Source organism: Stenotrophomonas sp. T8, from assembly GCF_051853085.1.
Classification (GTDB): domain Bacteria; phylum Pseudomonadota; class Gammaproteobacteria; order Xanthomonadales; family Xanthomonadaceae; genus Stenotrophomonas; species Stenotrophomonas sepilia.
Window position 1 is genome coordinate 1,005,138 of the sequence record NZ_CP195329.1, and the last position, 12,657, is coordinate 1,017,794.

Sequence of the window (12,657 nt, forward strand, 5' to 3'; positions counted from 1 at the left end):
TCCCTTTGCCATTGGCAAAGGGATCTGACCCCGTTTCATGACAAGGGCTAGTCCTTCGGTTTGCCTGCGGTATCCACCCGCACGATCACCGACATGCCGGGCCGCAGCTGCGCGGCCAGCTTCTGGCCTTCATCGATCGATATCCGCACCGGCAGCCGCTGCACCACCTTGGTGAAGTTGCCGCTGGCATTGTCCGGGCGCAACACGCTGAACTCCGATCCGGTGGCGGGCGCGATCTCCTGCACGCGGCCCCTCAGCACCTGGCCCTGGAACGCGTCGACCGAGAACGCGGCCGGCTGGCCGATCGCCATTCCCCAGGTCTGGCCTTCCTTGTAGTTGGCCACCACCCACAGTGTGTCAGGTACCAGGAACAGCAGCTGCGAACCGGCGGCGACATACTGGCCCACGCGCACGCTGGCTTCACTGATCTGGCCGTCGCGCGGTGCGTGGATCACCGTGTTGGCCAGGTCGATGCGGGCCAGTTCCAGCTGCGCCTGTGCGCTTTCCACCTGGGCCTCCAGGCTCTTGCGCGCGACCTGGGTCGACACCAGTGTTTCCTCGGCGATGCGGATCTGCGCCTGCGACTGCTGCACGCTGGCCTGCGCCGAGGCTTGGCTGGTGCGGAACTTGTCGCGGTCATTGATCGACACCAGCTGCTGCGCGGCCAGTTCCTCGTAGCGCTTCAGCTCGTTGCGCGAGCGCTGCAGTTCGGCCTGCCCGGCCGAGAGCGTGGCGCGCGCGGAGGCGATCTGCGCACGGTTCTGCGCCTGCGACTGGTCGGAGTTGGCCAGCGCCGCGCGCGCACTGTCGAGCGTCGCCTGCGCCTGGGCGACGCGTTGGGCATAGATGCGGTCATCGATGCGCAGCAGCGGCTCGCCCTGCCTCACATGCTGGAAATCCTTCACCAGCACTTCGGTCACATAGCCGTTGACCTGTGGCGCCATCACGGTGATCTGGCCGCGCACATAGGCGTTGTCGGTCACCATCACGCTGCTGGTGAACGGCCACAGATGCCAGGCGCGCAGGATCAGCGCAATGCCCAGCAGGGCCACCACCACCATCACCACCACGCTGCGCGCGCTGGGCTTGAGATACTTCGGCGCGACTGCCGGTTCAACGGGCGTGGGCGCAGGTGCCGCGTCGGTCGGCGGCGGTGGAGTCACATTGTCGGCGTCGTCGGATCGGGGCGGAACGGGGGGCATGGCGGAGGACTCAGCGGTGTGCGGCCGGGGTGGCCGCAACGGGTGAAGTGGGGTGGCGCTTGCGCCATTGCTTGAGCACGGCGGTGCGCAGCGACAGCAGCAGCAACCAGCACAGGAAACCGATCGCCAGCCAACCGCTCAGGGTGAACACATCATTGAAGCCGCGCACATTGGCTTCGCGGCGCGTGGTCTGCGCCAGCTGCGCGCTGCCCTGCGCGCTGCGCAGCACCGGGTCGGTGATCTGTGCGCTGTACAGCTGTTGCTGGATGCGCAGGCGTTGTGCCACCACCGGATCGGCGGGGTCGAGCTGGCTGGTCAGCGCGCTGGAGTACAGTTGCTCGCGATGCAGCTGGAAGGTGCCCAGCACCGCCGAGCCGGCCAGGCCGCCCAGCGTCTGCGTGATCGACAGCGTCACCAGGAAGGTGACGATGTGGTCCACCCCCTGCTTCAACGCCGCCGAAATGCCGAGCATGATCAACGGGCCCATGAACATGCCGGCGCCGACCGAGGCCAGGAACTGGCTGGCGTAGAAATCGTGCGGCCGATCCATGCTGGTGCGGTGCTGGTCGAAGAAGGCGGCAGCGCCCAGCAGCAGGATCGCCATCAGCAGCTGGGCGATCAGCCGCTTCGGGCCGAAGGTCAGCGAGGCACCGGCGATGCCCACGATCACCCCGGCCAGGATCACCACGAACAGCGGCCGCATCTGGTCAGGCCCCATGCCGAGCGTGCGCATCAGGTTGACCACGCCATAGGACTGCTCGGTGGTCAGGAAGCGGATCAGGAAGGCGCCGACGATGAAATGCAGCACCGGCAGCGTCGACAGCCAGCGGATCTGCAGCAGTGGATTGCGCCGGTAGTGCTCGATGATCAAGGCGGTGGTGGACAGCACGATCGACGCGACCAGGGCCCAGCCCAGCCACGGCGTGTTGAGCCACCAGCGCGTGTAGCCCTGCGCCAGCACGATCACCAGCAGGGCGACGGCCGGGGCGAGCAGCGCGAACGTGAGGAAGTCCAGTGGCTCGAACGCCTTCACCTGGATGCCCGGCGGCAGCTTCAACACCACCACGGCGGCGAACGCACACAGCGCCAGCCCGGCTTCAAACGAATAGAGCTGGTGCCATTGGCCGGTATCCACCAAGCCTGGTGAAACGATCCAGGCGATCGGCACCGCCAGCTGCGAAAGGCCGACGCCGACCACCAGCAGATTGCCGGTGAAGCGCCGCGGCAGCGCCTGCAGCATGTACAGCGTGCCCAGTGTCGAACAGGCCGCGCCGGCGAAGCCGCTGGCGGCACGGGTCAGCATCGTGGTCTCGAAGCTGCCGACGAACAGGTGCAGCACCGCCAGCGCCGCATACAGGCCCAGCCCGATCTCGGCGAACAGACGGATGCCGTACTGCTGGCGGAACTTGAAGGCCAGCAGGTTGGCGGTGACGTTGACCATGGCATAGGCCGCTACCAGCCAGCTGCCCTGGGTCGGGGTCAGCGCCAGCTGGCCCTGCAGGAACGGCAGGTTGGCGGTGACCAGCGCATTGCCGAGGCCGCCGGTGATCGCCACCAGCAGCGATACCAGCGCATAGGCCGCACGCCGGTACGGCGGGTGCCAGGGCATCGACGCCGAGCCGGGCATGGTCGGCTTCTCGTGCTCCTCCCAATCCGGAACCGGCTTCAGATACGGCTGGACCATCAGCGCGCCTCGCTGGTTGCTCCCTGGAGACCCCCGCGCAGCAGCTGCAGGGCGCGCCCGGCGAGGTGGGCGCGCTCGTCGCGGGTCTTGCCGCGCAGGGCTGCGCCCAGCATGCCCGAGATCAGTGAAATATCCGTCTTCTCCAGATCGGCACGGCACAGTCCGGCGGCCTTGGCGCGGGCGATCGGCTCCTCCAGCAGGTCGCGCACGGTCTCGCGCGCCGCGCGCATGGCCGGCACGTCCGAATCAACCGCCCGCCAGTAATCGGCCAGTGCGGGCGAATCGATGATGCGCTGGGCCATGCCCTCGAACACCTCGAACAGCGCGTCGTCGCGGTCACCGAGCTGTTCGACCTGGCGCCGGATGCGATCAACCGTGCGCTGCAGCAGCGCCTGGATCAGCGCGGTGCGGTCGGGGAAGTTGCGGTACAGGGTAGCGCGGCCCACCTGGGCGCGTTCGACCACCAGGTCCAGTGGGGCAGTGACACCGTGTTGGCCGAACACATGATCGGCGGCGTCGAGGATGAGGGCACGGCGGGCAGCGGCATCGGCACGTTGGGCAGTCATGGAATTATTTTCGGACAAAAGTGTCCGATTGGCGAGACATTGGGTGACGGGATTGTCCGCTTGTTGTGGTACGCACATCTTTGTGACGGGTGTGTGAGCGGGGGCGCCGCGACCTCGCTCACGCATAAAGGAACGGGGGGCCAGACGGCCCCCCGGGAGAGAGAATGGTATTCGTGGTGCGGCCCCGCCATGCGTTGAAAGGGCGAGTGGGGGCAGAGCCCTTTCCCGCGGAAAGGGATCCCCCCTGCATCCGATCAGAAGAACGCGCGGATGCCGAATGCGACCCCACGGCCCGGCAGCGGCGAGTAGTCGCGCAGCAGCGAGGTATGCGGGCGCACTTCGCGGTTGGTCAAGTTGCTGCCATCCAGGAAGACTTCGTAGCTGTTGCTGGCGTTGCGGTCCCAGCGGTAGGCCAGGTGCGCATCGACCAGGGTGTAGCCATCGCTCGGTGCCTCGTTCTGCGCCACGTCCTTCTGGCGGCTGTAGCGCACCGCACCGACCGAGGCGCGCCAGCCGTCCTTCGACCAGCGCAGGTCGGCGCCGACGCGGGCCGGGGCGATGCGCGGCAGGTAGCCGGTGTTGGCCAGTTCCACGTTGTAATTGTGGTTGTGGTCGCCGTGCGGCACGGCGATGTCCAGGTTGCGGCTGCCGCTGCCATCCAGCTTGGCTTTCACGTAGTCACCGAACACGCGCAGGTCCCAGTCACCGGCGCCGCCCTCGAACAGGTGCACCAGCGCTTCGGCCTCGGCGCCGCGGAACACCGCGTCCTGCTGGGTCCAGGCGCGCACCGGCAGCCCCTCGGTAACGCCGGTGTCGGCCAGGTAGATGAAGTCCTTGAACTTCGTCTGGTAGACCGAGGCGGAGAAGTCCAGGCGTTCGCTGTGGGTGTGGATACCCAGTTCCACGCGCTGGCCGCGCTCGGTCTTCAGGTTGGCATCGCCGATTTCCAGCGAGCGGGTGGCGATGTGCGCGCCGGCGGCATACAGCTCCTCGTTGGTCGGTGCACGTTCGGAGCTGTCCACGCCGATGCGCAGGTCAACCGCATCGTTGAGCTTCCAGATGCCAGCGGCAGACAGGTTGGTGGCGCCGAAGGTGCGGCGACGGTAGTCACCGGTCGGGTCCAGCTTGACCTGGTCGTGGCGGCCACCCAGTTCCAGCTTGAACGGGCCAAACTGCTTTTCCTGCAGTACGAACAGGCCGATGTTCTTCGTGCCGGTATCCGGAACGAACGCCTCTTCGCCCTTGGCACCGAAATCACTGTTGCCGAACTGCAGGCCGAAGGCGCCGTCCCAGCCGCCGATCTGCTGCTGTACCGCTTCCAGGCGTGCCTCGATGCCGCGGTTGGTGAAGCGGGTGGACGGTGTGCCGGCCTCCAGCTCCACGTGCTCGTAGTCGGTGTAGGCCACGCGCGCGTTGATGTTCTTCAGGAACGAGACCGGGTCGTAGATGCCGGCCTTGGTCTCGAAGCGGTTCTGCACCATGTCGATGCGCACGTCGTGTTCGTCACCGCCTTCCTCTTCATCACCATGGTCGTGACCATGGTCATGCCCATGATCATCACCGTCGGCGTGCACGTGCGCGCCGTTGGGAATGCCATAGTTGGTGCGGTAGGTGCTGGCCGACACGCCGAAGTAGCCGCCGTCGCCCAGCCAGGTTGCGCCGACGCCGCCGGCGCGGGTGCGGATGGAGCTGTTCTCGAGGCGGCCGCGACGCGGCTCTTCGCCTTCCTCGCCCGCGTGATCATGGTCGTGGTCGTCGTGGTGGTCTTCCAGGCTGTCGATCACCGCATAGCCGGGAATGCGGTAGTCGTCGCCATTGCGCACCAGGCCGTCCACATGAAGCACGACATTGCCGCTGACGCCATCGAGGCGGAACATGCCGCTGCGCTCGTTGTTCACCGAATTGCCACGCAGCTCGGCGCGGCCGCTGAGCGGGCGCTCGGGCAGCTCGCGCGCGATGCGGCCATCGACCACGTTGACCGCCCCACCGATGGCACCGCTGCCGAACAGCAGCGTGGCCGGGCCCTTCAGCACTTCGATCTGGTCGGCCAGGAACGGTTCGATGCTGGTGGCGTGGTCGGCGCTGACCGTGGACGCATCCATGTTGCCCATGCCGTTGGACAGCACGGCCACGCGCGGGCCTTCCTGGCCACGGATGATCGGGCGGCCGACGCCGGGGCCGAAGAAGGTGCTCTGCACGCCGGGCAGCTTGGCCACGGTATCGCCGAGGGTGCCGGCCTTCTGTTCGTCCAGGCGCTCACCGGCCAGCACCTCCACCGGGCGCGCAAGGGATTCGGCATCGCCCTGCAGCGGCGACGCGGTGACCTGCACCGAGGACAGCTCGGTCAGGTGGCGGTCACGATGGGCGGTGTCCTGACCGGCTGCAAAGGCGACGGACGGCAGCAGGGCGGCGAGGGCCAGGGCCAGGGAATGCGGCTTGAGCCGTGCGGTGTGGGCGGGCATGGATGGGTCCTTTGTTACACTGTATCAATCGCGGGGCGCACGAATCCCGTCGATGGGACAGGGGGAGGGAAAGCGTGCGGGTCGGAGAGGGATGTTATATTATTCCATAACGATTCGCCGACCCTGCTGGAAGTCATGTCCTTGTCCTCACGCCTGCGCCACCTGCTCGACCGTTTCGGTGCCACCGGTTCGATGCTGTGCGCGGTGCATTGCGCAGTCATCCCGGTGCTGCTGGCGGCAGCGCCCTCGCTGGGCCTGTCGTTCTGGCTGAGCGACGGCGTCGAACAGGCGCTGGTGCTGTTCGTGACCCTGCTTGGGCTGTTCAGCCTGGTCTGGGGTTACCGCCGCCACGGCGCGCTGCGTGCGCTGGGCTTCCTGATCCCCGGCCTGGTCGCGCTGTGGGCCGGCGTGCTGTACGAGCCGCTGCATCACAACGCCGTGCCGCATGCGGTGGTGATGACCATCGGTGGCCTGCTGGTGGGCGTTGCCCATCTGGTCAACCTGCGCCTGAACCACGGCCACGTACACGACGCCAGCTGCGCGCACTAGGCGCTCCGTGATAGGATTTTTGATCGTGCGCGGGGGCGCCCAGCAAGGCGGCCCCGCCGAACCCGTGTCAGTACGGGGTAACCAGATTTCACACTTGAGGAGTTGAAGACATGGGTAAGGGTGACCGCAAGACCGCCAAGGGCAAGCGCTACAACGCCAGCTACGGCAACGCCCGTTCGCATACCGCGAGCAAGGTCGCCGTAGGCGCCGCCGCCCCGGTTGCCAAGAAGACCGTGGCCAAGGCTCCGGCGAAGAAGGCCGTGGCGAAGAAGGCCGTCGCCAAGGCCTGATCCGGCCGCGCGACTGGTCCAAGGAAGAACGCGGCGCCTGGCGCCGCGTTTTTTTATGCACGATTTTGCAGAGCCGAGCCCATGCCCGGCTGGCGCAATGCAGCCGAGCGTGGGCTCGGCTCTACAACCGGATCAGCGCAGCGTCTGCTTCAGCGTTTCCGGGTTGCCGTCGTTCGGCGCGGCCGGCACCTGCAGCAGGTGTGCCAGCAGTGGATAGACATCGACATTGTCGAAGCCATCGATCACCAGGCCCTGGCGGAACGACGGGCCACTGGCCACGAACACCGCGCGCATGGACGGCAGCGCGTTGTCGTAGCCGTGCGAGCCGCGGTCCTGCTGTTCGCGCTTGGCGATCTTTTCCTGATGCAGGGCATCCCAGCCTTCATCCATCATGCAGACAATGGCGGGAATGCGCGGATGGGTGCCGTAGTGCAGGCGCGCCGGCAGTTTTTCTTTCTTCCAGCATTCGTAGTGCGCGTGGCGGCCGAGCAGAGCGCGTTCGGCGGCGGCTTCATGGCCGACCACTGGTGCGAAGCCGACCGACTGGCCCTGGCTGACATTGCGCGCAATCGCCGGGTCGACCATCGATTCGGTGGCGATCACCTGGCCGACCGGCACGCTGGCCATGCCATGGTCAGAGACCACGATCACGTTGGTGGTCGCGGCCAGGCCGCGCTGCTGCAGTCCATCGAGCACTTGGCCGACGATCTGGTCGGCGCGCACGATGGCGTCGGCATACTGTTTCGATTCGGGGCCGTAGTTGTGGCCGGCCTTGTCCACGTGTTCCATGTACAGCGTGGTCAGGCGGGGGGCATCGGCGTCGGTCTGTGCAAGCCAATCGAGCACGATGCCGGCGCGCTGTTCCAGCGGTTCCTTGCCGTCGTAGATGCGCCACTGGCTGGGGCGTACGCCACGGATCTCCGATTCACTGCCCGGCCATGAGGTGGTGGCCGACCGAACGCCGGCATTCTCGGCGCCGACCCAGATCGGTTCACCGCCCCACCAGCCACTGGTGGTCACCGCTTCGCGATTGCTCAGCTCGAACCGGCCCAGGGTTGCATCGTCCATGCTGTTGTTGACGATGCCGTGGTGGTCCGGGCGCAGGCCGGTGACGAGGGTGTAGTGGTTGGGGAAGGTCAGTGACGGATAGGACGGGGTCATCCAGCGTGCACGCACGCCGCCGTCGATCAGTCGCTGCAGGTTCGGGGTCAGGCCGCGATCCAGCGCGTCGGCACGCAGGCCATCGATGGAGATCAGCAGCAGCTTGGGCGGTGCCGCCGCAGCGACGGGTGTGGGAACGGAGGCGGAAGGGGCAGGCGCGGTGGTGCAGGCGGCCAAGGGCAGCAGCAGCGCCAGCGCGCAGGTCAGGCGTACGGAAGTCATCCGCGCATGATAGTGCGAGGTAATGACGCGCCCAAGACACGGCTCACTATTGCGCGCCGTCTCCGCGCATTTTTCCTTATCCCCGCGCCTGTCGGCGCCCCCCTTCAACAAGCAGGGGGCTTTTCTCCAGACGTATTCCTGATGCTTCCATCCACGCATGGCGCGGACCCACCCTGGCTCCCCGCAGGAAGCCCGCTGTTGCTGTTGCTCTAGCCTCTGCGGGTGCCGGGCGCAGCCCGGCCAGCCCTCTCAGGCGAACAGCGGGGCCTGGCGCTGTTCCAGCCGCAGCAGCGCGGCCTTGGTTTCCAGGCCGCCGCCGAAGCCGGTCAGTGCACCGTTGCTGCCGATCACGCGGTGGCAGGGCAGGATGATCGGCAATGGATTGCGGCCATTGGCCGCGCCCACCGCGCGGGTCGCGCTGGGTTGGCCCAGGTGCTGCGCCAACTGCAGATAGCTCCAGGTCTGGCCGAACGGAATCAACGCCAGCGCCTGCCACACGCGCAGCTGGAAAGGCGTGCCGCGTGGTGCCAGCTGCAGGTCGAACCGGCTGCGTTCACCGTGCAGGAACTGCAGCAGCTGTTCGTGCGCTTGGGGCAATGCGCCCGGCGCGTGATGCCAGCCGTCGCGCCCGCGCGCGGGGTGGCGGTTCTCCGGGAACAGCACGTGCGCAAGACCACGCTCGTCACCGGCGATGGTCAATACGCCGATCGGGCTGTCGAAACGATCGAACAACAGGGTCATGTCGGTTCTCCAACGAACGTGCCGGACAGGTGCCACAGGTGCAGCACCGCGTAGGCGCGCCACGGGCGCCACGGTTGCGAGCGCGCTTCGGTCGCACGTTCGCTCAGGCGCTGGCCCTGGGCGTGGCCGAGCACCTGCTGCAGTACAAGATCGCCGGCCGGGAAGGCATCGGGCTGGCCGAGTCCGCGCAGGGCAATGTACTGAGCGGTCCAGGGGCCGATGCCGGGCAGTGCAACGCAGCGGGCCACGAATTCCTCCAAGGCCTGGCCGGGCCCGAAGTCGAGCAGGCCGCTGGCGCAGGCGGCGGCCAGGGCGCGCACGGTGGCCGCGCGGCTGCGCGGCAGGCCAATGGATTCCAATGGTGCCTCGGCCAGTACCTCGGGCGCGGGGAACTGGCGATCGAATTCCGATGGCATGCCCGGCAGGTGTGCGCCGTAGGCATCGACCAGGCGCCGCGCGAAGGTGGTGGCCGCGGCCACGCTGACCTGCTGCCCGAGTACCGCGCGTACGCCCACCTCGAAGCCATCCCAGCCGCCGGGCACGCGCAGTCCGGGGCGTTCGGCGATGCCACGCGCGAGCAGCGGTTCTTCGCCCAGCGCGGCATGGACCTGCTGCAGGTCGGCATCCAGATCAAACACCCGACGCACGCGGCGCACGATGTCGGGGATCAGGCGCGGATCCACCGCGCCCAATTGCAGGCGCAGTTCCGGCCGCTTCGAATCGGCGGTGACGCGCAGCAGGGTGGGGCGCTCCGGCGTGCCCAGTACGCGCTGGTAGCTGTCTTCGCCGATCAGTTCGATGCCGGGCAGGCTGCGTTTGCGCAGGAAGGCCAGCATGCGTGGGAAGTCCAGTGGTGGACGGTAGCCCAGGCGCAGCACCAGGCCGCCATCATCTGCAGCCAACGGTTGATGCTGGCGACGCAGGGCGGTCGGCGCCATCCCACAGCCCTGCAGGAACGCGGTATTGAAGCGGCGCAGGCTGTTGTAGCCGGCAGCCAGCGCGACGTCGGTCACCGCCAGCGTGGTTTCGGTCAGCAACTGTTTGGCCAGCAACAGGCGATGGGTTGCGTGGATCTGCCCGGGCGTCGCGCCGAGATGTTCGACGAACAGGCGCTGCAGTTGGCGCGCGCTGAGGCCGAGCTTCGCTGCAAGATCGGCCACCGGCTGCTCCTGCAGGAAGCCTCCCTGGATCAGCGCCAGTGCCCGCTGCACGGTCTGTCCGGCCAGGGCCTGCTGGGCCTGCGGTGCCAATTCCGGGCGGCAGCGCAGGCAGGGACGGTACCCAGCGGCCGCGGCGGCCGCGGCGGTCGGAAAGTAGGTAATGTTGCGCGGCTTCGGTGGCGGTGCCGGGCACACCGGGCGGCAGTAGATGCCGGTGCTGCGCACGGCGGTGAAGAACACGCCGTCGAAGCGTGCGTCGCGGGCCAGGCGGGCGCGGTCGCAGGCGGCGGTGTCGAGGGCCAGGGCGGTGTCCATGGCGCCAGTCTAGGCCCGCGCGGGCGGCGATACTCGCCACATTCGGACATGGATGCTGAAGGGGGTCTGGCTGGGCTGCGCCCTGCACCCGCGGAGGCCAGAGCAACAACAACAGCGGGCTTCCTGGGGGAGGGCGGGGTGGGTCCGGTGGCAGGGGACGCTGCAAGTCCCCCTCCGGGGCCCGGCCCAGCCGCTGGCGGCTGGGCGTTCGGGCGCTTGCGAAGCAGTGCTTCGCAAACAAAGCGCCCTCACCCATGTAAGCTCGGTCGCGCCATCCATGGCGCTCACGCCCCTGCCACCGGATCCACCCCGCCTTCGACAGTTTCCCGCGGCCTGCCGGAAGGGCATCCCGCTCTGGTAGGTGTCGACCTTGGTCGACACGGTAGATCCACGCCATGCGTGGATGGGGTGGTGGAAGACGCTGTAATGAAATGGATGGAACCAGGGGTCAGAAGGGGTTCAGTGCCACGCGCTGAATGCGTCCCCCGGACGGGTAGACTGTGGCTCCTGCTCACGTGAAGACTGGTTGCCCGATGTCCGCCAAACGCCGCTGGTTGCCCCTGTTGTGCCTGGCCCTGGCGGGCTGCAGCCAGCTGGAAAATCCAGGCAATGTGACCGCTGCTGACAAGGCTGCGCGGGCGCCGGCCAGCGATGGCGAGAACATGGTGTCGATCAATGCGGCCGATGCACCGCCACCGCCAGCGCCGCCGCGCAGCCAGGCGGATCGGCCGTGGCCGCAGGCGCAGCTTGAGAATGGCCGTGCCTGGGTCAGCTGCAGCACGGAATATGCTGGCGATGCCGGCGACGGTGTCGAGCTGGAAGGCCTGCAGCGCGAGCAGATCACCCAGGCGCTGGCCCCGTGCGCCGAGCGCGGCCTGATGCGCGTGCGTTACGCCGGCAAGATCAATCCGGGCTTCGCCGAGATGATGTGGCGACTGGCCGTGGTTGCTGACGAGCAGAAGATCCACAAGCGCATCCTCGATCTGGATTCCAGCGGGGGGCAGGTGGAGTCGGCGATTGTCGCCGGTGACAGCATCGGTGAATCGGGCTGGACCATCTGGGTGCGCGAAGGCTCGATCTGCCATAGCGCCTGCGTGTTCGTGCTGGCCGCCGGCGACAACCGCCTGCTGTCGGGCAAGGTCGGCATCCACCGCATGATGCGCATCAGTTCCAAGGCCACCTCGCGCGCCGAGCTCAACCGCGAGCTGCACGAGGTCTACGACAACGTGAAGGACTACCTGCAACGCAACGGCGTGGCGGTCGGTGTGGCCGATCTGATGATGACCGTGCCCAACCGCAGCCTGCGGCTGCTGACTCCGGACGAACTGCGCCAGTACGGCCTGGATGGCACCAATGCGGTGCAGGACGATCTGGAACGGATCAAGCAGATGCGTGCCTGCGGCGACGATTTCGTGCAGCGCAAGGACGCGTTCCTGGTCGCCTTCGACCAGCAGTGCAAGCGCGAAGGCGCCGACATGGAGTCGATCAACAGCTGCGGCCAGGCGTTGAAGCAGCGCTTCGGCTTCCCGGACGCGGTCTGCCCCGACGAAAGCCCGCTGTCGGAGATCGATGTGGCGACGCTGCCACCAGCGCCGCCGGAGCCGCCGCCGGTGGCCGAACAGGCGCCAGCAGAGACCGGCACGCCGGCCGCGCAGGCCGATGCGGCGGCGGTGGAAGGCAACGCCCACGCGCGCTGACGAACCGCTCACTGCGCTGGCGTAGACTGCGGTCCTTTCCTCCAGAACCGGCGGTGTCCATGAAGCGCGTGCTCCTGCTGCTGTCCCTGCTGCCCCTGACTGCGTTGGCGCAGGTACCTGCGCCGGCCACGCCGGCACCGGCACCCGCGCGCCCGGCCCCGGCATCGCCGGCGGCCGCGAAGCCCGCCACTGCAGGTGCCCCGGCGTTGACCGCTGCGCAGCAGGCCCAGGTGCAGAAGCAGGACGCGGAAATGGGCGCGGCTGCGTTGAAGGCGGCACAGCTGGTCGATGCCAACCGCGCCGGCGAATTGTGGGATGGCGCTTCGGCCGTCGCGCGCCGTGCGGTGCCGAAGGCCACCTTCGTCAGCCAGTTGGCCGCCGAGCGCACGCGCCTCGGTGCGCTGGCCGGGCGTGGCCAGCCGACCATCACCCGGGTCAAGTACAGCCCCGGCGCCGCAGTGCCGGAAGGGCTGTACATCAACGTCAGCTTCCCGACCCGTTTCGCCAACAGCGCGCAGCCGGTGCGCGAGCTGGTCTCGTTCCGCTTCGACGAAGACCAGGTCTGGCGCCTGGCCGGTTACAGCCTGCGCGCGTCGGCGCCCTGAGGA

The 12,657-nt window shown here is 67.8% G+C and carries 11 protein-coding genes; 4 read left to right on the top strand and 7 right to left on the bottom strand.

What is annotated here, in order from left to right; translation table 11 throughout:
- Window positions 1-47: 47 nt before the first annotated feature.
- The 4 genes from ACSDHM_RS04720 to ACSDHM_RS04735 all read right to left on the bottom strand — a co-directional run bounded on the left by ACSDHM_RS04720 (window position 48) and on the right by ACSDHM_RS04735 (window position 5,914).
- Window positions 48-1,202 (bottom strand): HlyD family secretion protein, encoded by a 1,155-nt coding sequence (locus ACSDHM_RS04720; protein ID WP_439426698.1) that lies wholly within the window; start codon window positions 1,200-1,202, stop codon window positions 48-50.
- A 10-nt stretch (window positions 1,203-1,212) separates the two neighbouring features.
- A complete protein-coding gene (locus ACSDHM_RS04725; protein ID WP_227836651.1) occupies window positions 1,213-2,886 on the bottom strand; it encodes an MFS transporter in 1,674 nt (557 codons plus the stop codon).
- Window positions 2,886-3,452, bottom strand: coding sequence for a TetR/AcrR family transcriptional regulator (locus tag ACSDHM_RS04730; RefSeq protein ID WP_005415802.1), 567 nt, complete (start codon window positions 3,450-3,452; stop codon window positions 2,886-2,888). The genes ACSDHM_RS04725 and ACSDHM_RS04730 overlap by 1 nt, the downstream gene beginning before the upstream one ends.
- A 254-nt stretch (window positions 3,453-3,706) precedes the next feature.
- Window positions 3,707-5,914: a TonB-dependent receptor gene (locus ACSDHM_RS04735; RefSeq protein WP_439426699.1), complete on the bottom strand. Its 2,208-nt coding sequence runs from the start codon at window positions 5,912-5,914 to the stop codon at window positions 3,707-3,709.
- 135 nt (window positions 5,915-6,049) lie between these two features.
- On the opposite strand from ACSDHM_RS04735, the gene ACSDHM_RS04740 reads away from it, so the two are divergent.
- Both ACSDHM_RS04740 and ACSDHM_RS04745 read left to right on the top strand, forming a co-directional pair.
- Window positions 6,050-6,463 carry a MerC domain-containing protein gene (locus tag ACSDHM_RS04740; protein ID WP_005415804.1) on the top strand — a complete coding sequence of 138 codons (414 nt, stop codon included), beginning with the start codon at window positions 6,050-6,052 and terminating at the stop codon, window positions 6,461-6,463.
- Between the two features lie 110 nt (window positions 6,464-6,573).
- Window positions 6,574-6,753 (top strand): 30S ribosomal protein THX, encoded by a 180-nt coding sequence (locus ACSDHM_RS04745; protein ID WP_004150462.1) that lies wholly within the window; start codon window positions 6,574-6,576, stop codon window positions 6,751-6,753.
- A gap of 132 nt (window positions 6,754-6,885) precedes the next feature.
- Here ACSDHM_RS04745 and ACSDHM_RS04750 read toward each other — a convergent pair whose 3' ends face one another.
- The 3 genes from ACSDHM_RS04750 to ACSDHM_RS04760 form a co-directional block, all read right to left on the bottom strand.
- Window positions 6,886-8,136: an ectonucleotide pyrophosphatase/phosphodiesterase gene (locus ACSDHM_RS04750; RefSeq protein WP_439426700.1), complete on the bottom strand. Its 1,251-nt coding sequence runs from the start codon at window positions 8,134-8,136 to the stop codon at window positions 6,886-6,888.
- A gap of 249 nt (window positions 8,137-8,385) precedes the next feature.
- Window positions 8,386-8,877, bottom strand: a complete 492-nt coding sequence (locus ACSDHM_RS04755) for a methylated-DNA--[protein]-cysteine S-methyltransferase (RefSeq protein WP_439426701.1) — start codon at window positions 8,875-8,877, stop codon at window positions 8,386-8,388.
- Window positions 8,874-10,352, bottom strand: a complete 1,479-nt coding sequence (locus ACSDHM_RS04760) for an AlkA N-terminal domain-containing protein (RefSeq protein ID WP_353080173.1) — start codon at window positions 10,350-10,352, stop codon at window positions 8,874-8,876. The genes ACSDHM_RS04755 and ACSDHM_RS04760 overlap by 4 nt, the downstream gene beginning before the upstream one ends.
- A 533-nt stretch (window positions 10,353-10,885) precedes the next feature.
- Here ACSDHM_RS04760 and ACSDHM_RS04765 point away from each other — a divergent pair.
- Window positions 10,886-12,049 carry a hypothetical protein gene (locus ACSDHM_RS04765; protein ID WP_061479514.1) on the top strand — a complete coding sequence of 388 codons (1,164 nt, stop codon included), beginning with the start codon at window positions 10,886-10,888 and terminating at the stop codon, window positions 12,047-12,049.
- A 59-nt stretch (window positions 12,050-12,108) separates the two neighbouring features.
- Entirely contained in the window at window positions 12,109-12,654 is a 546-nt protein-coding gene (locus tag ACSDHM_RS04770) for a DUF4019 domain-containing protein (RefSeq protein ID WP_088496919.1), read from the top strand.
- Window positions 12,655-12,657 lie beyond the last annotated feature (3 nt).